This window comes from Telluria sp. Soil_C_11, assembly GCF_057657395.1.
Map to the genome: position 1 here is coordinate 11,853 of NZ_JBDGIN010000008.1, position 23,108 is coordinate 34,960.

General features: G+C 66.2%; 17 protein-coding genes. 7 read left to right on the forward strand and 10 right to left on the reverse strand.

Annotated features, from left to right (window positions below; genetic code table 11):
* Window positions 1–223 precede the first annotated feature (223 nt).
* Window positions 224–1,282, reverse strand: a complete 1,059-nt coding sequence (locus tag AC3A6M_RS14655; RefSeq protein WP_487853456.1) for an AI-2E family transporter — start codon at window positions 1,280–1,282, stop codon at window positions 224–226.
* 163 nt (window positions 1,283–1,445) lie between these two features.
* Between AC3A6M_RS14655 and AC3A6M_RS14660 the strand changes: the two genes are divergently transcribed.
* The gene (locus AC3A6M_RS14660) at window positions 1,446–2,369 is read left to right on the forward strand and encodes a substrate-binding periplasmic protein (protein ID WP_487853457.1); all 924 of its coding nucleotides are present in this window, start codon (window positions 1,446–1,448) and stop codon (window positions 2,367–2,369) included.
* A gap of 16 nt (window positions 2,370–2,385) precedes the next feature.
* Here AC3A6M_RS14660 and AC3A6M_RS14665 read toward each other — a convergent pair whose 3' ends face one another.
* Both AC3A6M_RS14665 and AC3A6M_RS14670 read right to left on the reverse strand, forming a co-directional pair.
* On the reverse strand, window positions 2,386–5,652 hold the full coding sequence (locus tag AC3A6M_RS14665; protein ID WP_487853458.1) for an EAL domain-containing protein: 3,267 nt from the start codon (window positions 5,650–5,652) through the stop codon (window positions 2,386–2,388).
* A gap of 83 nt (window positions 5,653–5,735) precedes the next feature.
* Window positions 5,736–6,506, reverse strand: a complete 771-nt coding sequence (locus AC3A6M_RS14670; protein WP_487853459.1) for a DJ-1/PfpI family protein — start codon at window positions 6,504–6,506, stop codon at window positions 5,736–5,738.
* A 98-nt stretch (window positions 6,507–6,604) separates the two neighbouring features.
* On the opposite strand from AC3A6M_RS14670, the gene AC3A6M_RS14675 reads away from it, so the two are divergent.
* Window positions 6,605–7,024: a DUF1801 domain-containing protein gene (locus AC3A6M_RS14675; protein ID WP_487853460.1), complete on the forward strand. Its 420-nt coding sequence runs from the start codon at window positions 6,605–6,607 to the stop codon at window positions 7,022–7,024.
* 192 nt (window positions 7,025–7,216) lie between these two features.
* Window positions 7,217–7,657: a hypothetical protein gene (locus AC3A6M_RS14680; RefSeq protein WP_487853461.1), complete on the forward strand. Its 441-nt coding sequence runs from the start codon at window positions 7,217–7,219 to the stop codon at window positions 7,655–7,657.
* An 18-nt stretch (window positions 7,658–7,675) separates the two neighbouring features.
* On the opposite strand, the gene AC3A6M_RS14685 is transcribed toward AC3A6M_RS14680, so the two are convergent.
* Together AC3A6M_RS14685 and AC3A6M_RS14690 are read right to left on the reverse strand one after the other, a co-directional pair.
* Window positions 7,676–8,194, reverse strand: a complete 519-nt coding sequence (locus tag AC3A6M_RS14685) for a hypothetical protein (protein WP_487853462.1) — start codon at window positions 8,192–8,194, stop codon at window positions 7,676–7,678.
* Between the two features lie 8 nt (window positions 8,195–8,202).
* Entirely contained in the window at window positions 8,203–8,988 is a 786-nt protein-coding gene (locus AC3A6M_RS14690; protein ID WP_487853463.1) for a PhzF family phenazine biosynthesis protein, read from the reverse strand.
* A 94-nt stretch (window positions 8,989–9,082) separates the two neighbouring features.
* On the opposite strand from AC3A6M_RS14690, the gene AC3A6M_RS14695 reads away from it, so the two are divergent.
* Window positions 9,083–12,262: an error-prone DNA polymerase gene (locus tag AC3A6M_RS14695; RefSeq protein WP_487853464.1), complete on the forward strand. Its 3,180-nt coding sequence runs from the start codon at window positions 9,083–9,085 to the stop codon at window positions 12,260–12,262.
* 142 nt (window positions 12,263–12,404) lie between these two features.
* Here the strand turns inward: AC3A6M_RS14695 and AC3A6M_RS14700 are convergent, their stop codons facing one another.
* Window positions 12,405–14,111 carry a methyl-accepting chemotaxis protein gene (locus AC3A6M_RS14700; RefSeq protein WP_487853465.1) on the reverse strand — a complete coding sequence of 569 codons (1,707 nt, stop codon included), beginning with the start codon at window positions 14,109–14,111 and terminating at the stop codon, window positions 12,405–12,407.
* A 236-nt stretch (window positions 14,112–14,347) separates the two neighbouring features.
* Here AC3A6M_RS14700 and AC3A6M_RS14705 point away from each other — a divergent pair, with 236 nt between their 5' ends.
* Window positions 14,348–15,673, forward strand: coding sequence for an amidohydrolase (locus AC3A6M_RS14705; protein WP_487853466.1), 1,326 nt, complete (start codon window positions 14,348–14,350; stop codon window positions 15,671–15,673).
* Window positions 15,674–15,789: 116 nt separating this feature from the next.
* Here the strand turns inward: AC3A6M_RS14705 and AC3A6M_RS14710 are convergent, their stop codons facing one another.
* The 4 genes from AC3A6M_RS14710 to AC3A6M_RS14725 all read right to left on the reverse strand — a co-directional run bounded on the left by AC3A6M_RS14710 (window position 15,790) and on the right by AC3A6M_RS14725 (window position 20,181).
* Complete coding sequence (locus AC3A6M_RS14710) at window positions 15,790–16,191, reverse strand: PRC-barrel domain-containing protein (protein WP_487853467.1); 402 nt, start codon at window positions 16,189–16,191, stop codon at window positions 15,790–15,792.
* Window positions 16,192–16,319: 128 nt separating this feature from the next.
* The gene (locus AC3A6M_RS14715) at window positions 16,320–17,939 is read right to left on the reverse strand and encodes a methyl-accepting chemotaxis protein (protein ID WP_487853468.1); all 1,620 of its coding nucleotides are present in this window, start codon (window positions 17,937–17,939) and stop codon (window positions 16,320–16,322) included.
* A gap of 122 nt (window positions 17,940–18,061) precedes the next feature.
* Entirely contained in the window at window positions 18,062–19,105 is a 1,044-nt protein-coding gene (locus AC3A6M_RS14720) for a M48 family metallopeptidase (protein WP_487853469.1), read from the reverse strand.
* A gap of 5 nt (window positions 19,106–19,110) precedes the next feature.
* Window positions 19,111–20,181: a YjgN family protein gene (locus AC3A6M_RS14725; RefSeq protein ID WP_487853470.1), complete on the reverse strand. Its 1,071-nt coding sequence runs from the start codon at window positions 20,179–20,181 to the stop codon at window positions 19,111–19,113.
* 333 nt (window positions 20,182–20,514) lie between these two features.
* Here AC3A6M_RS14725 and pyrG point away from each other — a divergent pair, with 333 nt between their 5' ends.
* Together pyrG and kdsA are read left to right on the forward strand one after the other, a co-directional pair.
* Entirely contained in the window at window positions 20,515–22,197 is a 1,683-nt protein-coding gene (gene pyrG, locus AC3A6M_RS14730; protein ID WP_487853471.1) for a CTP synthase, read from the forward strand.
* Window positions 22,194–23,045 (forward strand): 3-deoxy-8-phosphooctulonate synthase, encoded by an 852-nt coding sequence (gene kdsA / locus AC3A6M_RS14735; protein WP_487853472.1) that lies wholly within the window; start codon window positions 22,194–22,196, stop codon window positions 23,043–23,045. The genes pyrG and kdsA overlap by 4 nt, the downstream gene beginning before the upstream one ends.
* The last annotated feature ends 63 nt before the right edge of the window (window positions 23,046–23,108 follow it).

Below are 23,108 nucleotides of genomic sequence, written 5' to 3' on the forward strand. Positions count from 1 at the left end.
CTTCAGCGTTCAAGTTGGCCCAGCTTGGATTCGATACCAGTTGTAACGGCCCAGTCTTCGAAGCACCCATGCAAGCCATGCAGCTCGACATTGAAGACGGCATTACCAAGTGCAGTGCAGTTTGCCTGCCAAGGTCGGCAAGGCACGCTTGAAGCCCGGCAGCACCGCCGGCGTCCACCGACGCTTCCACCTTTGCAGCCACGGGGACGCCAGCCACGCGCCCTCATTCCTGATGAAATTCATCAGCCGAAGCAAACAAATCCCACGCCGCAATGAACAGCGCCGCAATTACCGGCCCGATCACGAACCCGTTCAGCCCGAACAGCGCCATCCCGCCCACGGTCGACAGCAGCACCACGTAGTCCGGCATCTTGGTGTCCTTGCCGACCAGGATCGGGCGCAGGACGTTGTCGACCAGGCCGATCACGAACACGCCGAAGGCGATCAGCACCGCGCCCTGCCACACCGATCCCGTCACCAGGAAGTACACCGCCACCGGCGCCCACACGATGGCCGCGCCGACCGCCGGCAGCAGCGACAGGAAGGCCATCACCACCGCCCACAGCAGCGGCGCCTGCACGTGCAGGATCCAGAAGATCAGCCCGCCCAGCGCGCCTTGCGCGATCGCCACCAGCACATTGCCCTTGACGGTGGCGCGGATCACGGTGGTGAAGTTGTCGAACAGGCGCTGCTTGTACTTGCGGCTCATCGGCACCGCGGTCTTGATGCGCCCCGCCAGCGAATGGCCGTCGCGCAGCAGGAAGAACAGCAGGTAGAGCATGATGGTCAGGCTGACCAGGAAATCGAAGGTGTTGCTGGCGAGGTTGAGGGCATACTTGGCCGTCACCTGGCTGGCCTGGGCCGCGACGCTCGAGAGCTTCTGCTGCAGGGTGGCCATGCTGGTGAGGTCGAAGCGCTCCAGCAGGCCGACCAGCCAGTCCGGCAGCGCCCCGATGATCTGGCGGAAGTACAGGCCAAAGTCGATGTGGCCGGATTCGATCATGGCGTAGACGCCGGCCGCCTGCTGGACCAGCGAGGCCGTGATGAGGGCCACCGGGATGATCACCATCACCACGATCGACAGCAGCGTGAGCAGGGCGGAGAGATTGGCTTTCTGCCTGGTCGCACGCAGCAGGCGGCGGTACAGGGGGATGAACAGGATCGCCAGCACGATGCCCCAGAATACTGCGCCGGCGTAGGGCATGAGGATCCAGCCGAAACCGATGGTGACGATGACCAGGAGGAAGAGAAAGACTTTTTGCTGGAGGGTGTATTGGTTCATGACGGAAGAATAATGCAATCGTGGAAAGATTGCATGTTCGTGAAAACGCTTTTCCATGCCGGTGTTGCATTCCTGTGGGCATGGGATTGCCGAGTGCCGGGCTCAGCGGTTAGCATCGAGGGCAGTCGCGCGGCCGTCGTGCGTCCTTGATGACTCCACCTCCATGCGCCGATTCCCCGCCTTCCTGCTGTGCGTACTCTGCCTCGGCGTGCTGCCGGCGCGTGCCGCCACCTATACCTACCTGCGCCCGGAGTGGAGCGACACCGGCCGCGACCCCTATGGCGTGGCGCTGCTGAAGCTGGCGTTCGCCAAGGCCCATGCCTGCCATACCCTGGTGTACAGCGCCGAACCGATGAAGCAGGGGCGCGCGATCTACGAACTGGAGCACGGCAGCGGGGCGCTGGACATCATGATCACCATGACCTCGGCGGAGCGCGAGTCCAGGTTGCTGGCGGTGCCGGTTCCGCTGACCAAGGGCGTGCTGGGCTGGCGCATTCCGCTAGTGCGCAAGGAGCGCCTGCAGATGTTTGCCGATGTCCGCACGGTGGAGCAGATGAAAGGCTTCGTCGCCGGCCAGGGCCATGACTGGCCGGATGTCGGCATCCTGCGCGCGAGCGGCCTGCCGGTGCATGTGTCCTCGACCTACGACGGCATGTTCAGGATGCTGGAGGCGAACCGGATCGACTATTTCCCGCGCGCGGTCCAGCAGGTGTTCGACGAGGTCGGGCGTTATCCGGGACTGGCGGTCGAGCCGAACCTGGTGCTGCGCTATCCGACCGACGCCTATTTCTTCGTCAACCGCAGCAACGTCGTGCTGGCGGAGGAGATCCGGCGCGGCCTCGAAGCGGCCATCGCCGACGGTTCCTTCGACCGCCTGTTCTACAGCTATTTCGCGCCGAAGATCGCGGCCGCCGGCCTGGAGCGGCGCCATATCGTGGACCTGCCGAATCCGCTGCCGTCGCTGCCGCTGGCGCGCAAGTCCCTGTGGTTTGCGCCGGAGGAGATGCGGCGCCCGGCGTTCAGGGCCGCATTGAAGGCCGGCGCCGCCGAGGCGCTGCCGCCCTGCGTGCCGCCCGCGCAGCGCTGACCGGTCGGGACCCATTTCAATACGCCATCTGGCGTCCCAGGTAGGCCTCGAAGGCCTCGCGCGGCAGGGATTTCGAGTAGTACCAGCCCTGGATGTAGTCGCAGCCGAAGGCGGCCAGCAGGTCGCGCTGGGCGCCGTGCTCGACGCCCTCGGCGATCACCTCGATGCCGAGCCGGTGCGCGAGGCCGATGATCGATTCCGTCAGCGCCTTGTCGCTGCCATCCTCGGCCAAGTGGTCGATGAAGGACTTGTCGATCTTCAGGTAATCGACGTCGAAATGCTTCAGGTAGGCCAGGGACGAAAAACCGGTGCCGAAATCGTCGATCGACACCCTGGCGCCGGCCGCGTGCAGGGCGGTGAGACAGCGCGAGACCTGGGCGGCGTCGCCCACCAGCACCCCTTCGGTGATTTCCACGGCGATGCTGCCGCTCGCCCGCACCATCGCCAGGATGCGGTCCAGCCACGGCAGCTTGCCCTGGCGTTCGAACTGCACCGGCGAGATATTCACGCTCAGCTCGATCGGGAAGGCGTATTTCTGGCGCCAGCGCTCGATGCTGGCGATGGCTTCGCCCAGCACCCAGTCGCCGATGTCGTCGATCAGGCCGCTCTCCTCGGCCAGCGGGATGAAGGTGGCCGGGCCGATCGGGCCCAGCTCGGGATGCTCCCAGCGCAGCAGCGCCTCGGCCTTGCGTACGCGTCCCGTGGCCGTCTCGACGATGGGCTGGTAGTGCACGTGCAGCTGGCGCCGGGCCAGCGCCATGCGCAGCTCATTGGTCAGCTTCAGCCTGTGGGTGGCCTGCTGCTGGAGCGCGGTGGTGAAAAACTGGAAGTGGCCGCGCCCTTCGCGCTTGGCGAGGTACATGGCGTGCTCCGCGCTGGCGAGCAGGGCGCTGGAATCCGCGCCATCGTCCGGGTAGACGCTGATGCCGATGCTGGCCGACAGGTAGGCCGGCCCGTCGGCGCCCAGGCGCAGCGGCGCCGCCACCGCATCGATCAGGGCGCCGGCGATGGTCTCGAGGTGCAGCTGCTGGTCGCCCTGGGCGACGGCGATGGCGAACATGCCGCCGCCCAGGCGCGCCATGGTCGCATCGGCCGGCGTGCGCTGCGCCAGGCGGCGGGTCAGCTCGACCAGGACTTCGTCGCCCCGGGCGTAGCCGTAGCCGTCGTTGATGTCCTTGAAGCGGTCGATGTCGAGCAGCAGCACACCGAGCCGGCGCCCGGCGCCCTGGGCCTTTTTCAGGTCCTGCTGCAGGCGGTCGAGGAACAGGCGGCGGTTCGGCAGGCCGGTCAGCGAATCGAAGTTGGTCTGGCGCCAGATCGCCTCGTCTTTCTGCTTCTGTTCGCTGATGTCCTGGAACTGGATCACGTGGCGGTAGATGCCGCCGTCCGGATGCCGGATCACGCGGATGTTGACGAACTTCGGCGTGAAGCGTCCGTCCTTGTTGCGGTCCTGGATCTCTCCCTGCCAATGGTCGTTGGCCACCAGGGCCTGGCGCAGGCGCCCATAGAATCCCTGGTCGTGCATGCTGGAGTGGAACAGGGACGGCTCGCGGCCGATGACCTCGTCCAGCGCATAGCCGGTCTGCGCCGTGAACGCCGGGTTGGCGTCGACGATGCGGTTGGCTTCGTCGGTGACCACGACCGCCTCCGAACTGGTGCGGTAGATCAGGTTCGCCATCCGCATCGATTCTTCGAGGTCGCGGCGCTGGGTCACGTCCTGGACGATGCCGCCCACCACGCTCCGCCCGTCCACGGTCACGGGGATGCACAGCACGCGCACCCACTTGCGCGTGCCGGCCGGCGTGAGGACCCGGAATTCCAGGTCGAAGGACTTGCCGCTGGTGGCGGCTTCGTCGAGCGCGCGCTCGGCCCGCGCCCGGTCTTCCGCGCTGTAGCAGGCCATGAAGGCGGCCAGCGTCACCGGCCGTCCGGCGGGCAGCTCGTAGATCCGGACCGCCTCGTCCGTCCATTCCAGGCGGCCGGTGGCGGGGTCGAGTTCCCAGGCGCCGATCCGGGCCAGCGCGCTCATCTCCGTGAGCAGCCGTTCCTGCCTGCGGATGGTGCGCTCCTGCTCGAGGCGCATGGTGATGTCGCGCCCGACGCCCAGCACGCCCAGCACCTTGCCGTCCGGCTCCACGATCGACGTCTTGATGGCTTCGAAGGTGCGCTCCTTCGATTCGTCCGGCGCCACCAGGCGCTGTTCGTGCGCGACCGGTTTGCCGGTGCGGAGCGCCTCGAGGTCGGTGTTGCGCATGTGCTCGGCCGCGTCGGGCGCGAAAAAATCATCGTCGCGCCGGCCGACGATGTCCTCGCGCGGCCTGCCCACCAGTTCTTCCATCCGCGTATTGCAGGCCATGTAGGTGCCGTCGGGATCCTTCAGCCAGATCGCGTCGGGGCTGCTTTCGACCAGCGTGCGCAGCTGCGCCTTTTCGCGTTCCAGTTCTGCGGTGCGGCGGTGCACTGCGCGCCGCACGGAGGCCAGCCAGACCGCCAGCAGCAGCACCAGGCAGCCCAGCGCCAGCAGGGCCACCAGCAGGCGTTCGGCGAAGCGGACGTAGGGGAGGGGGCGGCCCATCCATTTGTCGTGCAGGGCATCGATTTCGTCGGGGGTGATCCGCGCCATGCCGTCCTCGACCATCGCGAGGGTGGCGGCATCGCCCTTCCTGACGGCGCGCCGCAAGCCGTTGCGGGTGACTTCGAAAGCCTTCACGTACCGGCGCTGCAGGCCGAGCTGGTACAGGCGGTAGTCGGCCGAATATTCGTCCATGCACAGCAGCTTGACGGACTGGCTGGCGGCCGCGCCGATCAGCGCCTGGTAGCTCGGGAAGATCCGCACCCCGCTGACGCCGGCGCGGCGCAGCTCTTCGGCGCAGGCATCGCCGGCCTGGACGCCGACTTCGAACCCTTTCAGGCTGGCCAGCTCGTGGATGCCGCCGATCGACGCATCGGCATACACGGACGTGACAACCGTCGCGTAGGGCCGCGAGAAATCGAGGGTGGCGTTGCGTCCGTCGGTGCGGAAGATGGGATCGATCACGTCGGCACGGCCCGTGGCCAGCATCGGCTGGACCTCGGCCCAGTTGGCGCCGATGAGCTCGGCCTGCCTGCCGGTCTTTTTCTCCCACAGGCGCCACAGGTCGACCGTATAGCCTTCGAGCTGCCCGTCCGGGGTGCGGCGGACGAACGGAGGATAGTTTTCGTCCAGCACGACGCGCACGGAAGCTGCCGGGGCAAGCCCGGGAAGAAGCAGCACGGCAAGCACGATGGCGCGCAGGAATGGCATCGATATCTCTCCGAATGTTGGCATGACGATATCACGAAGCCATTGCCTGGCCCTGGCACGCATCGGCGGGACCGGCGCATCCGTCAGCTGTCCGGCCCCGCCTGCGCCTGACCGGATGGCGCCTCCCGGCTCTCGCGCTTGCGCAGGCCGCGGTTGGCGGCAACCACGCCGACGCCCACGATTGCCAGGCTCAGCATCGCCCCGAGCGAGGGCGCGGCCAGCCAGCGCAGCGACTGGTCGGGCAGTTCGGACGGCGCCTGCTGCGGCGGATCGGAATCCGCCTGCAGCACGGCGGGCGCGGCCTCGGCGTCGCCTGCCACCAGGGGCAGCAGCGCGCGCACGAAGGCGGCCGCATCCTGCGGGGTCCTGCTGGTGAGCAGGAGACCGTCGCGCACGATTTCCTGGTTGCTCCAGATCGCGCCGGCATTCACCAGGTCGTCGCGCACGCCCGGCCACGAGGTCAGCCTGCGTCCGGCCGCCAGTCCGCTCGACACCAGCACCAGGGCCGCGTGCGACATCGCCGCGATCGGCTTGCCGGCAGCGTCGAAGCCGCGCACGAACTCGCGCGCCTGGGCCGACTGGCGCAGCAGGTCGGGCGAGATGTAGCCGCCGGGGATGAGCAGGGCATCGTAGTCGGCCGCGCCGGCGTCCATGACTTTCCTGTCGACCCGCACCAGCTCGGCCGGCTGGTGCCCGTGCATGCTGCGGATCCGGCCGCCGCGGAGGGCGACCAGCGCGGCCTGCGCGCCCGCGTCCTTCAACGCCGCCAGCGCGGCATCCAGTTCCACCTTTTCGACACCGTCCGCCGCCAGCACGGCGATCCGTTTACCGGCGAGTTTTCCGGTTGCGCTCATGATTCCTCCGATCGATTACCTCTTGCTAGCAGAGTTGGCTGACGTGGCTTTAGTTCCGCTAATATTGCGCATCGAGCACTGGGCAATTTGGAGAATCCATGAGCGAAGCATCGAAACTGATCGACGAACGCATCGCCTCGCTCGGCGACTGGCGTGGCGCGACCCTGGAGCGGATGCGCGGGCTGATCCGGGAGGCGATTCCCGATGTGGTGGAAAGCTGGAAGTGGATGGGCACGCCCGTCTGGGAGCATAACGGGATCATCTGTACCGGCGAATCCTACAAGGCCGTGGTCAAGCTGACCTTCTTGAAAGGGGCTTCGTTGGCGGATGCGTCCGGGGTGTTCAACGCCAGCCTGGATGGGAATGCGCGGCGGGCGATCGATATCCGCGAGGGGGAGGTGGTGGATGCCGAGGCGTTCAAGGGGCTGGTGCGGGCTGCTGCGGAGTTGAATGCGGCGGCTGCGGCGGCGAAGGTGAAGCCGAGGCGGGGGAAGGCGGTGTCGGCTGCGGGCGGGTGACGGGTGAGGCGGTTCAGGTTTGCGTATCCTTTGAAAAGAAGCATTCGTCGTCCGCTAACCGATTACGCTGTACGGCTGACCAGAAGGCGCACCTTTCTGCCCATGTAGTAGTAAAAACCGATACTATCCAGTTCTCTGTCATCCGGCCGGTGTATCAGGACAGAATGCACTCTCCGCCGCCTGGAGACTGTCATGCGAATCCTGCTGGGTTACCTGTTCTTGCTCGCAGGTCTTGCTGCCTGCACGTACCGGGAGGACGATGTCAGCGATCATCGCCAGGCTCGCTCGCTCATCGGGACGAAATACAAAATCGTCCAGGATATCCGCGCATATGGTGTGCGCCCACATTCCCGTGCAGATGCAGAGTACGTGGTTATCACTGCGCCGCCAGGTTTTTCCGGTCCCGAAGTCGCATTCGAAGAAACCGTTCACGCTGGTGCCGAAATTACAGTTTTAAGAGTTTTAAAGACGAACAATCTGCTGGACAATCCGTACATCTTGATCGTCCAGCTGGACGATGCACATTTGCATACGAACCTGCCAGTCAAACTTGAACTTCTTGGAAACAATAGCGGGTTGGCTGTTGCCCCAGCGATTGCGCTGAATGCATTGTTGGCGGCATCATCAGCATGACGAGCGCGCCCGACTAGCTCAAGGCTGCTTCGCCGACTGCTGCACCTCCTGCCACGCACAATGCTTCGAAGCCGCCAACCCCTTCAGGAAAGCCCGCCGCACCGACCCCGCCGTAATGCACGCGGACACATGCTTCGAATGCCGCTCAGCCCCGCTGAGCTTGCGGATCCAGCTGCGGAATGGAATCAGCCCCTCGGCCGTCCTCTGCACCGCGCCGACCGCCTGGTCTTCTGCGACATCGGAGGCCTTGTCCATCAGCGATTCCTTGTTCTCCGCCACCGGCGCGTCGTAGTCGGGGCCGAGCGCCTGGTCGAGTTCGTGGATCTCCACGGCGATGGCGATGCAGCTGCGGCCGGCCGGCATCCGGTAGGGGTTTTCCTTGGCTTTCTCGAGCACGGGCGGAATCTCCGTTTTCGTGATGCCGAGGTCGTTGAGCGGGGCGGCGGCGGCGCTGCCCATCCGCGACACCGTCTTCGAGGCGCAGCCGCCCAGGGCGAGGAGGGCGGCGGCCAGCATGAGCTTGGTGGTGGGACGCATGCCGTGTTTCAGGCGACGGCTTCGGCCGCGCCGCCCACCAGGATGGCGCCGTTCTCGACCCGCGCCCGGATCAGGCAATCGCGTCCGGTCGCCCGGCCCTGGCGCACGGTCACGTCCCTGCCCAATGCCACGGCCAGCGCGCCCGCCGCCACGCCGGTCGCGCTGTCTTCGAGTGCCGGGTCGAGGTGGTTGAAGTTGCGGCCTTCGACCGTGTCCGCATCCAGCCGGCAGTAGACGTACAGGCCGTTCACGCCGTGCTGCCTGCTCCAGGCAGTGATGCCGGCCAGGTCGGGCGACAAGCTGTAGAGCGTGTCGGCATCCCGCACCTCGACCAGCAGCTTGGGACTGCCGACCGAGGCCACGCGCGGCTTCGATGCCGGTACCAGGCCGGGTGCGCCCAGCAGGGCCGCCACCTGTCCCTCGCTGATCTCGACCTGTGGCACCGGCTGCGGCGCCAGCTTCACGAAATAGTCGTCGCCCTCGCGCGACAGCGCCAGGAGCTGCCCCTTCATGGCGGTGCGCACGGTGATGGTTGCCGTCGCTCCATCGCGCCCGAACAGCACGGCCGCCACCGCCAGCGTCGCGTGCAGGCACAGCGGGCTGCGCATGTGCGGATAGTAGTAATCGACCTCGCCGTCCGGTGACAGGAAAACGCAGGTCGTGTTGCGCTCAGCGGCGAAGGCCTGGCGCGCGGCCGGGGCCATGCCATCGTCTTCGATCACCAGCGCGGGGTTGCCGTCTCCCGGCTGCGCCCCGAAGCAGATCAACTCATTTACTTTGGTAGGTACGTGCATGTTTCGCAATTGTCGAAGTCGTCAGTTATACTGTGTTTTTATACAGTATTGTCCCTTGTTAAGACAATTGTAGACCTATTCGCCACGCCGCACGATGCCATCCGAGCCGCCTTCCTCCCCGCCAAGCGCGCAGCAGGGCCTGCACTTGGGCCTGCCCCAGTATGCGGAGCTGTTCTGCCTGTCGAATTTCTCCTTCCTGCAGGGCGCGTCGCACGCGGAGGAACTGGTGGCGCGGGCCGTGCAGCTGGGCTATGCGGCGCTGGCGGTCACCGACGAGTGCTCGCTGGCCGGGGTCGTGCGCGCGCACGCGGAAGCGAAGCAGGCGAAGTTGCCGCTGATCATCGGCGCGCATTTCCATTTGGAGCACCCGGACGGCGCGCATGCGCTTTCTTTGATCCTGCTGGCGCAGAACCGCAACGGCTACGGCAACCTGTCGGAGCTGATCACGCTCGGGCGCACCCGCAGCGAGAAGGGCAGCTACCTGCTGCGTCCCGCCGACCTGGAAAATGGCATGCCGGACTGCCTGGCGATCCTGCTGCCCGCGTATCCGGGCCACGACCAGGCCGGGGTCGACCGCCTGCATGCCCAGGCCGCGTGGATGTCGGCCACTTTCCCGGGCCGCGCCTGGATCGGCCTGAACCTGCTGCACCGCGCCTTCGACGATGCGCACCGCGCCACCGTCGAGGAAGTCGGCTGGCAGCACGGCCTGCCGATCGTCGCGGTCGGCCAGGTGGTGATGCATGTCCGTTCGCGCAAGCCGCTACAGGACACGTTGAGCGCGACGCGGATCGGCAAGCCGGTCGCCGAATGCGGCTACCAGCTGGCGCCGAACGCCGAGCAGCACCTGCGCTCGCGGGTGCGGCTGGCGAACATCTATCCTCGCGCGGCGCTCGACGAAACGCTGCGCGTGGCGAAGCTGTGCACCTTCTCGCTGGACGAGCTGCGCTACGAATACCCGGACGAGGTGGTCCCGCCCGGCCACACGGCCAGCAGCTACCTGCGCAGCGAGGCCTATATCGGCGCGCACCGGCGCTTCCGCGACGGCATCCCGGCCAAGGTGCAGGCGCAGATCGAGCACGAGCTGCAGCTGATCGCCGAGATGCGCTACGAGCACTACTTCCTGACCGTGTACGACATCGTGCGTTTCGCCCGCTCGCAACAGATTCTTTGCCAGGGCCGCGGCTCGGCCGCGAATTCGGCGGTGTGCTACTGCCTGGGCATCACCGAGGTCGATCCGGCGCGGGCCAGCCTGTTGTTCGAACGTTTCATTTCGAAGGAGCGGAACGAGCCGCCCGACATCGACGTCGACTTCGAGCACCAGCGCCGCGAAGAGGTCATCCAGTACATCTATCGGAAGTACGGCCGCACCCGCGCGGCGCTGGCGGCGGTCGTCATCAGCTATCGTCCGAAGAGCGCCCTGCGCGACAGCGGGCGCGCGCTCGGCATCGACCTCGCCATCGTCGAGAAGGTGTGCAAGCAGCACCACTGGTTCGACGGCAAGGCCGACCTGCTGAACCGGCTGGCCGAGAGCGGCCTCGATCCGGAAGCGCCGCTGTCGCAGCAGTGGGCTTCGCTGGCGCAGCGCCTGCTCGGTTTTCCGCGCCACCTGTCCCAGCATCCGGGCGGCTTCGTGATCGCGCGCGGCAAGCTGTCGCGCCTGGTGCCGATCGAGAACGCGACGATGGCGGAGCGCAGCGTGATCCAGTGGGACAAGGACGACCTCGAAGAGCTGGGCCTGATGAAGGTCGACGTACTGGCGCTGGGCATGCTGTCGATGCTGCGGCGCGGGCTGGAGCTGGTCGGACAGCGCCACGGCACCGTGTTCGAGATGCAGGACATTCCGGCGGACGACCCGGCCACCTACCGCATGATCCGCGCGGCCGACACCGTGGGGGTATTCCAGATCGAGTCGCGCGCCCAGATGAGCATGCTGCCGCGGATGAAGCCGCGCGAGTTCTACGACCTGGTGATCCAGGTGGCGATCGTGCGTCCGGGGCCGATCCAGGGCGGCATGGTGCATCCCTACCTGGAGCGGCGCCAGGATCCGCGCCTTGTCACCTATCCAAGCCCGGACATGCAGGTGGCGCTGGAGCGTACCCTGGGCGTGCCGATCTTCCAGGAACAGGTGATGCAGGTGGCGATCCTGGCGGCCGGCTTCACGCCCGGTGAGGCCGACCAGCTGCGCCGCGCGATGGCGGCCTGGAAGCGCAAGGGGGGACTCGAAAAATACTACGAGCGCATCGTCGGCGGCATGCTGGCGAAAGGCTACGACATCGGCTTTGCCGAGCAGATCTTCAGCCAGATCCAGGGCTTCGGCGAATACGGTTTCCCGGAGTCGCACGCGGCCAGCTTCGCGCTGCTGGCCTATGCCAGCTCCTGGCTGAAGTGCCACGAGCCGGCGGCCTTCCTGTGCGCCTTGCTGAATAGCCAGCCGATGGGCTTCTACAGCCCCTCGCAGCTGGTGCAGGATGCGCGCCGCCACGGCATCGAGGTACGCCCGGTGGACGTGACGGTCAGCGGCTGGGAATCGGCGCTGGAAGAACTGGACGATGCTTCGCGCCGCCTTCAGCCGGCGGTGCGGCTCGGCCTGCACATGCTGCGCGGGATGGGCAGGGAAGCCGCCGAGCGCATCGAGCTGGCGCGCGCGATCCGGCCCTTCCGCGATGTGGCCGACCTGGCCCGGCGCGCCAGCCTGGACCGCGGCGACCTGCAGGTGCTGGCCGGCGGGAATGCGCTGGAAGCATTGGCCGGGCACCGCCGCCAGGCGCTGTGGCAGGCGGTGGGCGCGGTGCCGGACAAGGACCTGCTGCGCCCCGCTTCACTGGAAGAAGACGTGCCGGTGCTGGCTGCGCCCAGCGAAGGGCAGGAGATCGTCGGCGACTACCGCGCGCAAGGACTCACGCTGGGCCGCCATCCGCTCGCGCTGCTGCGCCCGCAACTGCTGGCGAAGCGCTTCCTGCCGGCCGAGGTGCTGATGGATTTTGCGAATGGCCAGCTGGCGCGCGCCTGCGGCATCGTCACCGTGCGCCAGCGTCCGGGAACGGCCAAGGGCGTGCTGTTCCTCACCATCGAGGATGAAACCGGCAACGTCAACGTGATCGTGTGGGCCAGCCTGGTCGAACAGCAGCGCCGCGAAGTGCTGAATGCGCACCTGCTGGGCGTGTACGGGGTGTGGCAGAGGGAAGGGGAGGTGCGGCACCTGGTGGCCAAGCGGCTGGTGGATATGTCGCACCTGCTGGGGAGTCTGGATACGCGGAGTCGGGATTTTTGTTAAAGACACTGCGTAGTAACGGCGCAAAAGGGGACTGCCGACTAAAAACGTCGTCCCCGCGAAGGCGGGGACCCAAGTTTGCTTGCGTTTCGACTGCGCTGACAGAACTTGGGTCCCCGCTTCCGCGGGGACGACGAGCGATTACTTAAAACTCTTCCCAATCCCCAACCGCAACCGGCTCGCTGCGCTTGGCCGGCTTGGCCGCGGCAACCTTGGTCACCGGCTTTGCGGCGCGCGGCAGGGCCGGGCGGACCGGTGCGGCTTTTACCGGCGCAGCAGTCGGCACGGCGAGATCATGCGCACGATCCAGCCTGAACACGCTCACCACTTCGGCCAGCTTGGCAGCCTGGTCCTGCATCGAGGCGGCCGCGGCGGCCGCTTCTTCGACCAGGGCCGCGTTCTGCTGGGTCACCTGGTCCATCTGGGTGATGGCGCTGTTGACCTGTTCGATGCCGCCGGTCTGTTCCTGGCTGGCGCTGGTGATCTCGGCCATGATGTCGGTCACGCGGCGGATGCTGTCCACCACCTGGCCCATCGTCGCGCCGGCCTGGTCGACCAGCTTGGTGCCGGCGTCGACGTTGGCGGTCGAGGCGGTGATCAGTTCCTTGATTTCCTTGGCCGCGGCCGCCGAGCGCTGCGCCAGGTTGCGCACTTCCGACGCCACGACCGCGAAGCCGCGGCCCTGTTCGCCGGCACGTGCCGCTTCCACCGCGGCATTCAGCGCCAGGATGTTGGTCTGGAAGGCGATGCCGTCGATCACGCCGATGATGTCGGCGATGCGGCTGGCCGAGGCGTTGATCGCGCCCATCGTGGTGACGACTTCGCTGACCACGGCGCCGCCCTGGGTGGCGACTTCCGACGCGGTGATCGCCAGCTGGTTGGCCTGGCGCGCATTGTCGGCGTTCTGGCGCACGGTGGTGGTCAGTTCTTCCATCGACGCGGCGGTCTCTTCCAGCGCGCCGGCCTGCTGTTCGGTGCGGGCGGACAGGTCGAGGTTGCCGGCACTGATCTCGCGCGAGGCGGTGGCGATGGTGTCGGTGCCGCCGCGCACTTCGCTGACGATGCCGACCAGGCTGTCGTTCATGTGGCGCAGGGCGCGCAGCAGGGCGCCGGTCTCGTCCTTGCTGTGCGCTTCGATGGTGCGGGTCAGGTCGCCGGCGGCCACCGTCTCGGCCACCTGCACCGCTTCGCGGATCGGCAGCACGATACCGCGGGTGAGCAGCCACGAGATGACGGCGCCCAGCGCCAGCGCGCAGGCGCTCAGGATCACGATCAGGCGGGTAGCGGAGGTCGCATTGTCGTCGATGCCGTTTGCGGTGGCGTCCATGCTGTTGCGCTGCATGGTGACCAGCTGCTGCAGCAGGTCCTGGTACTTCTGCGCCGCCGGCGTGAATTCTTTTTCGAGGATGCGCGCCGCTTCCTCGGCATTGCCGTCGGCCTTGGCCTTGACGGTGCCGTCGCGCGAAGCGCTGTAGGCCTTGCGTTGTTCAAGGATTTTGGCGAACAGCTCTTTTTCAGGACCGCTGGCCGCGATCAGCGGTTCGATCTGCTTGAGCAGCTCGGCGGCTTTCTTGACCGAAGCGGCCGAGTCTTCCTTGAAATAGGCGCCGAGTGAAGGATCGCTGCTCTTGGCGATCGCGGCGGTACGGCGGATCGATGCGAAGTTGAGGGTGTACCAGTCGGTGATCAGGCGTTCTTTTGTCAGCGGCACGGCCATCATTGCCTTGGCGGAGTCGGCCACTTCGGTCATGCGCCAGGCGCCGACGGCGGCGATCACCACGGTCATCGCGAGGATGAGGGCAAAGCCGAGTCCAAGGCGTTTGCCGATCTTGATGTTTGCAACGAGTCCCATCGAAATTCCTTTGTACGGCGAGAAAAGTTCGGATTGTACGTTGCGGAAGTTGCTTAAAGGAATCAAAAAATGCAGGACGGAAAAATTTTTGCAACATTTTGTAGGGATTATCCGACACTCAACGGGTAGGATTGTTAAATTGAACATTGTTACAAATGGATTGTTCTGTTAGGCTGAAAAAAGCTGACACGTCATCGTGTCTGTTTTTCTCACCCAAACCACGTGAAATTTTCCCCATGAACCCATCCAGCATTCTCCGCAACACCCTGCTCCTGGCCGGTATCATTGGCGGCACCGCCAGCGCGGCACAGCTGCCTGCTCCGTTGACCGAGCAGCTCAACGCCAACTATCCGGCGATCGAGAACCTGTACCAGGACCTGCACCGCAATCCGGAACTCGGGTTCGACGAACACAAGACTTCCGCCAAGCTGGCCGAGCTCGCCAAGAAGCTGGGCTTCGACGTCACCACCGGCGTCGGCGGCACCGGCGTGGTCGCGATCCTGAAGAACGGCCCCGGCCCGACCGTGATGCTGCGCACCGAGATGGACGCGCTGCCGGTCCAGGAAAAGACCGGCCTGCCGTTCGCCAGCAAGGCAAGCGGCAAGAATGCCGCCGGCGAACCGACGCCGGTGATGCACGCCTGCGGCCACGACCTGCACATGTCGGCCTGGTACGGCACCGCCAAGCTGATGGCCGAAAACCGCAAGGCCTGGAGCGGCACCCTGATGCTGGTCGGCCAGCCGTCCGAAGAGACCGTGCACGGCGCCGAGGCGATGCTGAAGGATGGCCTGTTCAAGCGTTTCCCGAAGCCTGACTACGCACTGTCCTTCCACGACGACGCCACCATGCCTTCGGGCACCATCATGTACCACGCCGGTGCGTTCCGCGCTTCGTCCGACGTCGTCAACATCACCGTCTTCGGCCAGGGCGGCCACGGCGCCGTGCCGCACGAAGCGCGCGATCCGATCGTGATCGCCTCGCGCATCGTGCTGGCCCTGCAGACCCTGGTCGCACGCGAGAACAACCCGATCGATCCGCTGGTCATCACCGTCGGCAGCATCCACGGCGGCACCGTGGCCAACATCATCCCGGACCAGGTCAAGCTGTCGCTGTCGGTGCGTACCTTCAAGCCGGAAGTGCGCAAGCGCGTGCTGGCCAGCATCGCGCGCGAAGCCAAGGGCGAGGCGATGGCCGCCGGTGCGCCGAAGGAGCCGCTGGTCGACGTCGAGCCGGGCACCGATTCGGTCTACAACGATCCTGAACTGGTCCAGCGCATGGCCAAGGTCGTCGAGGGCGCAGTCGGCCCCGAGTTCGTGAAGGAAATGCCGGCCAAGATGACGTCGGAAGACTTCTCGCAGTATGGCCTGCAGCCGGGCGTGAAGGCCGTCCTGCTGCACGTCGGCGCAGTCGACGCGGGCCGCCTGGCCGCCGCCAGGAAGGCCGGCCAGCCGCTGCCGGGCACCCACTCGCCGCAATGGGCGCCGGACTTCAAGCCGACGGTGACCAATACCATCAAGGCCGAGACCGCGATCCTGCTGGATCTGATGGCGCCGAAGAAGTAAAAAAGCCTGAAGTAGTACATACGTCGTCCCCGCCTGCGCGGGGAGTCGTTTCGGGCAATGCCCGGAACGACGTTTTTAGGGCGCGGGTTACGTTTTATATGCGGGGAGCACCGCTATCAAGCCGGCTGCGTCCCAAAATAGTCATGCACCGCGCCGATCCATTCGCGGTCGGCCATGTCCGGCCAGTGGTCGGTATCGAATCCCGGCGCGTTCTCGATGCGCTCTTTCGGGATGTCCATCGTGAAGCGCTTGTGCTCGGGGTCCAGCGTGAGGGCCTGCCAGGGCACCGCGAACAGTTTTTCGCCCAGCCCGAGGAAGCGGCTGGAGGACATCACGGCATAGGCGATGGCGCCGGTGCGCATGTCCACCATGAATTCCTTGATCACCCCCAGGTGGTCGTTCTGCAGGTTATGGACATGGTCGCCGATCAGGGTATTTGCGCCCATCAGTTCCGGGCCCGGTCCCTTGCCGTGCTTGTTCTTGTACATGCCGTAGTCGTCTCGTTCCTCGTAGGACATCTCTTCCTCCTGTATGCGGAAGCGAAAGGATAACCCGAGTCCGGCGAAATACCGTTCGCGGCCGCACGATGAAGGGGGAGAAAAGGGGACGCCGCCGGCGGGCGCCGGCGGCTGGAGATGTGAAACGCTTAGTGGCGTTGCGGCGCGGCGAGCGCCTTGCCGGCGCGTGCGGCCGGGCGCGAAGCCGCCGGGGCGGCCTGGGAGGTCACATTGAACAGGCCGACCACCTGGGCCAGCTTGCTGGCCTGGTCCTGCAGCGAGCCGGCGGCGGCCGCCGACTCCTCGACCAGGGCCGCGTTGTGCTGGGTCGAGGAATCCATGTCGGCGATCGCCTGGTTGACCTGCTCGATGCCGGCGCGCTGCTCGGCGCTGGCGCTGGTGATCTCGGCCATGATGTCGGTCACCTTGCGGATGCTGTCGACCACCTGTTCCATGGTGGCGCCGGCCTGGTCGACCAGCTTGCTGCCGCTGTCGACCTTGTCGACCGAATCCACGATCAGGGCCTTGATCTCCTTGGCCGCGGCGGCCGAGCGCTGGGCCAGCGTGCGCACTTCCGACGCCACGACCGCGAAGCCGCGGCCCTGCTCGCCGGCGCGCGCTGCCTCGACGGCGGCGTTCAGGGCCAGGATGTTGGTCTGGAAGGCGATGCCGTCGATCACGCCGATGATGTCGGCGATCTTGCGCGAGGCTTCGTTGATGGCGCCCATCGTGGTGACGACTTCGCCGACCACGGCGCCGCCCTGGGTGGCGACTTCGGAAGCGGTGATCGCCAGCTGGTTGGCCTGGCGCGCATTGTCGGCGTTCTGGCGCACGGTGCCGGTCAGCTGCTCCACGGCGGCCGCGGTCTCTTCGAGCGAACCGGCCTGCTGCTCGGTGCGCGAGGACAGGTCGAGGTTGCCGGCCGAGATCTCGGACGAGGCGGTGGCGATGGTATCGGTGCCGGTGCGCACCTGGGTGACGATCGCCAGCAGGCTGTCGTTCATGTGGCGCAGCGCGCGCAGCAGGGCGCCGGTTTCGTCCTTTGCATCCGATTCGATGCGCTGGGTCAGGTCGCCGGCGGCCACCTGCTCGGCCACGCCGACCGCCTGGCGGATCGGACGCACGATGCCGGAGGTCAGCGCCCACGAGCAGAGCGCGCCGATCAGGACCGCGGCCACGGTCAGCAGCGCGATCATGCGCACGCTGCTCTTGTTGGCCGCGGCGATGTCCGCCGCGACGCTGTCGATGTGCTGCTGCTGCATCTTGACCAGGTCGGCCAGCGCGCCTTCATAGGCGTCGGCGGCCGGCATGTATTCCTGGTTCAGGGTGCGGTCCGCGCCCTCGGCATCGCCCGAGGCGCGCAGCTTGATCGCCTTTTCCTTGCCCGCGGTGTAGGCCTTGCGCAACTCGCCAATATGATTGAACAGCGCCCTTTCCTTGTCGTCGTCGATCAGGGGTTCGACCTTCTTGATCACTTCGCTCGTATGGCTGGCGGTCTTGATGCCGTCGGCCTTGAAGAACTCGACCAGGCTCGGGTCGCTGCTCTTCGCGATCGCGGCGGTGCGGCGCACGGCGGCGAAGGTCTGGGTATGCCATTCGGCCAGCAGGCGCTCCTTGACCAGCGGCGCCGCCATCATCGTGCTGGTGGCGTTGGCGATCGCATCCAGACGCCAGATGGCGGCCACTGCGATCAGGACGGTCAACGCGAGCACCAGCGAGAAGCCGGCGCCCAGGCGTTTTCCGATATTAATGTTGGCAATCCAGCCCATCCTTGAATCCTCCAGCTGCATAAATAAACGATCGAGCCGGAGATTCTATAATGCCTTCAAGTAACGAATTTCGATGGATTGGAAGTTTTGATGCTTGAATGCAACAGATTAAGTGAAAGTCCTTATTGGCGCGCACGCTCCAGGCGGCGGATCCGTTCGGCAGTCGAAGGGTGCGTCGACAGGTAGCCCATCGACTTGCTCAGCCAGCGCGGCCCTTCCGAGTCCCTGGGCGCCGTGTCTTCCAGCGCTTCCAGGGCGTATGCCAGTTCGTCGGCCGCCAGGCCGTTCCGGTCGAGGATCCACACTCCGTAATCGTCCGCTTCCAGTTCCATGGCGCGCGTGTATTCCATTTGCGACAGCACCGCCGGTAAGCCGGCGGCCACGGCGCTGAAGTCGCCGAACAGGGCGGCCGAGAATGCCGCGGTCAGCGAGGAGCGCGCCATCGTGCGCGCGGCATGGCGCTTCTGCACATGGCCGACTTCGTGGCCGAGGACGGCGATCAGGCTGGCCTTGCCCGCATCGTCGAGTTCGTTGTTCTTGTTCAGGAAGAGCCGCACCAGGCCATCGGTGACGACGATCGTGCCGTCCGGCAGCGCCAGCGCGTTGGCGCCAAGCCGGTTCGAGGCGCGCACCAGCAGCCGCAGCGGCATGCGCGGCCGCGGCGGCGTCACCAGCGGCAGCAGGGCTTCGACGTCCGCAATCCGTTCATCGCTCAGGCGCGAGGGCGCCACGATCTCCTGCTTCTCGAGACTCGCCAGGGCGGCGCGGCCGAGGCTGGCGTCGGCCGTGAGCGGCAGCCTGTCGGCGACATAGCCTGCCGCCACGGGCACGCCGCGGAAGTACAGCAGCGCCAGCAGGGCGGCCAGCAGCGGCAGGGCCAGCAGCGCGGCCGGCCAGCGCGCCTGCCAGCGCACCACCGCGCTCTTGCGGTAGCCGAGGGCGTCGAGCAGTTGCTGGCGGCCGTCGCCGCCCACCTCGCAGCTGGCGCCATCGTCGAAGCGCAGCACCGCCGGCGCGGCGGCGAAGGGTTCGGACAGCGCGACCGTGCCGAGCGGATAGCTGCGCTGCAGGTCGGTACCGCTGACCAGCAGCACGCCGGCATCCACCGACAGCAGGACCGGGTGTAGGCGCGCGTTGCGCCCATCGAAGTAGTGTGCGCTCGTCATGTCGCTTACCAGGAAAGGTCGAAACCGAGGAACTCGGCGCTGCCATCGCCGGCCGCCGTCACGCTGCGCTGGTGCGCCACGCCGGTGGCCGATTCGAAACCCGCGGGCGCCTCGACCCGCGCATGCTCCAGCCGGTAGCGCCAGGAGCGCACCGCCGCGAAGGGACGGAACAGGCCGAGTGTCAATATGGTGAGCACGACGTTGACGGCCTGCAGGCGCAGCCAGGTGCGCAGCCGCATCGCCGATGCGATCCGCACGCCGGGGAAGGCGGTATCCGACCAGGCCATATTGTTCATCCGCACCGTGATGAAGAGGCCGCAGACCAGGAAGACCAGGTACAGCAGCACGGTGCCGGCAATGACCAGCACCCCGGCAGCGATGTCGCCGGGCTTGGGCCCGCGCTGCGAAAATTCGACATACATGGCGATGCCGTATGCCACGATCGCGACGAAGCCGGCCAGGACTGCCGCCAGGTAGGGGGCCGCCAGGTCGGCGCTGGTCAGCTCGAAGCTGGCGCGCTGGTCGCCGTACACCAGGTTGGCGTGCTGGTAGCGCTTCATTGCGCCGTGCATCAGCGGCCAGCACAGGTAGAGCAGGCCGGCGAATCCCAGCATTGGCGCTTTTTCCGCCATGGCCGCCAGGACGCCTGGCAGGATGAACATGCACATCGGCAGCAGGTAGACCCGGTAGGCGCCCGTGATGCTGCCGGCGAAGCCGAACGGCAGGCCGCGGTACCAGGTGTTCGACAGCCGGAAGCGCAGCGCGGAGCGGATCAGGAAGGGCATGGCGGCCACCAGCACGGCGACCGTGATGACCCCGGCCCTGGCCGAGAACCCGAAGGCATACTGGTAGGCCGCCACCAGCAGCACCGCGAGGATCCGGCCGCGCAGGATGGCTTTCGGATCGCCGCGAAAGTCGAAGCTCGCGCCGGCCAGGTGGGTGTTCCGGTAAAAATACTGGAGCCGGCGGGTCTTGGCCCAGGCCGAGTAGATGCCCAGCGTGGCCACCGTCAGCAGCAGGTTGACGATCCAGATGCGGAAATATTCGGCGCCGCTGCCGCTGAAGCTGAAGGGCAATGATTCTTCCTGTGGCTGCGCAGGCGCAGGCTCGCATGCAGGTTCAGGCGCGGCGGCGGGATCGTCCGGCGGCGGGGCGGTGTCCGGAACGCAGTCATGCTCGATCATGGATGGGCTCGATGTTGACATGGAGGAAAGATGCCAGTGTAGGCACAGCTTTCGCCAATTGGCAATTTTTGCAAGATGTCCTGATGCCACGTGAGTCAAATATACGACGTCTTGGCGGCAAAGCGACGCCGTAAGCGGATGTTGCCAAGTTGTATTGGAGAAGTATTTGCAGGTTTAAGGTATAATTTCTATTTCCCGCGCGTGCCGTTCGGCACCTTCTGCACAATGACCAAATTCGTATTCGTCACTGGCGGCGTCGTGTCTTCCCTGGGTAAAGGGATCGCGGCCGCTTCCCTCGCCGCGATCCTCGAATCGCGCGGTCTCAAAGTCACGATGCTCAAGCTGGACCCGTACATCAACGTGGACCCGGGCACGATGAGCCCCACCCAGCACGGTGAAGTCTTCGTCACCGACGACGGCGCCGAGACCGACCTCGACCTCGGCCACTACGAGCGCTTCATCAGTACCCGCATGCGCAAGGTGAACAACTTCACCACCGGCCAGATCTATGAATCGGTGATCCGCAAGGAACGCCGCGGCGAGTACCTCGGCAAGACCGTGCAGGTGATCCCGCACATCACCAACGAGATCCAGGACTACATCCGCCGCGGCGCCGAAGGCGTGGACGTGGCGCTGGTCGAGATCGGCGGCACCGTCGGCGACATCGAATCGCTGCCCTTCCTGGAAGCCGCGCGCCAGCTGTCGCTGCGCGTGGGCCGCAAGGGCGCCGCGTTCGTGCACCTGACCCTGGTGCCCTACATCTCGTCGGCCGGCGAACTGAAGACCAAGCCGACCCAGCACTCGGTACAGAAGCTGCGCGAGATCGGCATTTCGCCGAACGCGCTGCTGTGCCGCGCCGACCGCCGCATCCCGGACGACGAGCGCGCCAAGATCTCGCTGTTCGCCAACGTCGAAGAGCAGGCCGTGATCTCCGTGTGGGACGTCGACACCATCTACAAGGTGCCGCAGGTGCTGTGCGACCAGGGCCTGGACGACATCATCCTCGAAGCCCTGGGCATCGAGGCGCCGCCGGCCGACCTGTCGATGTGGACCAAGCTGATCCACACGCTGGAGAACCCGAAGCGCGAAGTGACCATCGGCATGGTCGGCAAGTACGTCGACCTGATCGAGTCGTACAAATCGCTGACCGAGGCGCTGCGCCACGCCGGCATCCACACCGAGAGCAAGGTCAACATCGAGTACATCGACTCGGAAGAGATCGAGAGCACCGGTTGCGCCCACCTGGCCAAGTACGACGCCATCCTGGTGCCGGGCGGCTTCGGCAAGCGCGGCGTGGAAGGCAAGATCATGGCCGCCCGCTATGCCCGCGAAAACAAGATCCCTTACCTCGGCATCTGCCTGGGCATGCAGGTCGCGCTGATCGAATACGCGCGCCACATGGCCGGCCTGCCGAACGCCAACTCGACCGAGTTCGATCCGGAGACCGACCAGCCGGTCGTCGCCCTGATCACCGAGTGGCAGAACCACGACGGCAAGGTCGAGCAGCGCGACGTGAATTCCGACCTGGGCGGCACCATGCGCCTGGGCGCCCAGACCTGCGCGGTGAACCCGGGCACGCTGGCCGCCGAAATCTACGGCAACGTCGTGACCGAGCGTCACCGCCATCGCTACGAAGGCAACAACTACTACCTGCCGAAGATCGAAGCGGCCGGCCTGGTCGTTGCGGCCCGTACCCCGAACGAAGACCTGCTCGAGATCATGGAGCTGCCGCGCAGCGTGCACCCGTGGTACATCGGCGTGCAGTTCCACCCGGAGTTCAAGTCGACTCCGCGTAACGGCCACCCGCTGTTCACCTCGTTCATCAAGGCGGCCCTGGATCACCAGGCCGCTAACGCCAACCCGCAGGCCGCGAACAATGCGGCGGCACTGCAAGGAGATGCAGCATGAAGCTTTGCGGATTCGAAGTCGGCCTCGACCAGCCCATTTTCCTGATCGCCGGCACCTGCGTGATCGAATCGCGCCAGATGGCGATGGATGTCGCCGGCCAGCTCAAGGAAATCACCTCGGCGCTCGGCATCCCGTACATCTATAAATCGTCGTTCGACAAGGCCAACCGCTCGTCCGGCAAGTCGTTCCGCGGCCCGGGCATGGAAAAGGGCCTGGAGATCCTGGCCGACGTGCGCAAGGAAATCGGCGTGCCGGTCCTGACCGACGTCCACACCGAGGAAGAGATCCCGATGGTGGCCAGCATGGTCGACGTGCTGCAGACCCCGGCCTTCCTGTGCCGCCAGACCGACTTCATCAACGCCGTCGCGCGTTCGGGCAAGCCGGTCAACATCAAGAAGGGCCAGTTCCTGGCGCCGGGCGACATGAAGAACGTGATCGACAAGGCGCGCGCAGCCGCTGCGGAAGCCGGCCTGCCGGACCAGTTCATGGCCTGCGAACGCGGCGTCTCGTTCGGCTACAACAACCTGGTGTCGGACATGCGTTCGCTCGCCATCATGCGCGAATCGAACTGCCCGGTGGTGTTCGACGCGACCCACTCGGTGCAGCTGCCGGGCGGCCAGGGCACCTCGTCCGGCGGCCAGCGCGAGCACGTGCCGGTGCTGGCGCGCGCCGCGGTGGCGGCGGGCGTATCGGGCCTGTTCATGGAGACCCACCCGAACCCGGCGTGCGCGCTGTCGGACGGCCCGAACGCGGTGCCGCTGGGCCGCATGAAGGAACTGCTGACGACGCTGGTCGAGATCGACCGCATCGTCAAGAAGGCTGGGTTCATCGAGTCCAACTTCGAATAATCGGCTCGTCGTTCCCGCGCAGGCGGGAACCCAGGTTTGCACGCGTTTCGTTAGCGCTGGCAG

What these genes read in the sequence shown, in the direction of transcription:
- AC3A6M_RS14685 (WP_487853462.1), bottom strand. Translation starts at nt 8,194, where the DNA reads ATGCGTCCCACCACCAAGCTCATGCTGGCCGCCGCCCTCCTCGCCCTG.
- AC3A6M_RS14715 (WP_487853468.1), bottom strand. Translation starts at nt 17,939, where the DNA reads ATGGGCTGGATTGCCAACATTAATATCGGAAAACGCCTGGGCGCCGGC.
- AC3A6M_RS14720 (WP_487853469.1), bottom strand. Translation starts at nt 19,105, where the DNA reads ATGACGAGCGCACACTACTTCGATGGGCGCAACGCGCGCCTACACCCG.
- AC3A6M_RS14665 (WP_487853458.1), bottom strand. Translation starts at nt 5,652, where the DNA reads ATGCCATTCCTGCGCGCCATCGTGCTTGCCGTGCTGCTTCTTCCCGGG.
- kdsA (WP_487853472.1), top strand. Translation starts at nt 22,194, where the DNA reads ATGAAGCTTTGCGGATTCGAAGTCGGCCTCGACCAGCCCATTTTCCTG.
- AC3A6M_RS14675 (WP_487853460.1), top strand. Translation starts at nt 6,605, where the DNA reads ATGAGCGAAGCATCGAAACTGATCGACGAACGCATCGCCTCGCTCGGC.
- AC3A6M_RS14695 (WP_487853464.1), top strand. Translation starts at nt 9,083, where the DNA reads ATGCCATCCGAGCCGCCTTCCTCCCCGCCAAGCGCGCAGCAGGGCCTG.
- AC3A6M_RS14700 (WP_487853465.1), bottom strand. Translation starts at nt 14,111, where the DNA reads ATGGGACTCGTTGCAAACATCAAGATCGGCAAACGCCTTGGACTCGGC.
- AC3A6M_RS14710 (WP_487853467.1), bottom strand. Translation starts at nt 16,191, where the DNA reads ATGTCCTACGAGGAACGAGACGACTACGGCATGTACAAGAACAAGCAC.
- AC3A6M_RS14680 (WP_487853461.1), top strand. Translation starts at nt 7,217, where the DNA reads ATGCGAATCCTGCTGGGTTACCTGTTCTTGCTCGCAGGTCTTGCTGCC.
- AC3A6M_RS14705 (WP_487853466.1), top strand. Translation starts at nt 14,348, where the DNA reads ATGAACCCATCCAGCATTCTCCGCAACACCCTGCTCCTGGCCGGTATC.
- AC3A6M_RS14670 (WP_487853459.1), bottom strand. Translation starts at nt 6,506, where the DNA reads ATGAGCGCAACCGGAAAACTCGCCGGTAAACGGATCGCCGTGCTGGCG.
- AC3A6M_RS14690 (WP_487853463.1), bottom strand. Translation starts at nt 8,988, where the DNA reads ATGCACGTACCTACCAAAGTAAATGAGTTGATCTGCTTCGGGGCGCAG.
- pyrG (WP_487853471.1), top strand. Translation starts at nt 20,515, where the DNA reads ATGACCAAATTCGTATTCGTCACTGGCGGCGTCGTGTCTTCCCTGGGT.
- AC3A6M_RS14660 (WP_487853457.1), top strand. Translation starts at nt 1,446, where the DNA reads ATGCGCCGATTCCCCGCCTTCCTGCTGTGCGTACTCTGCCTCGGCGTG.
- AC3A6M_RS14655 (WP_487853456.1), bottom strand. Translation starts at nt 1,282, where the DNA reads ATGAACCAATACACCCTCCAGCAAAAAGTCTTTCTCTTCCTCCTGGTC.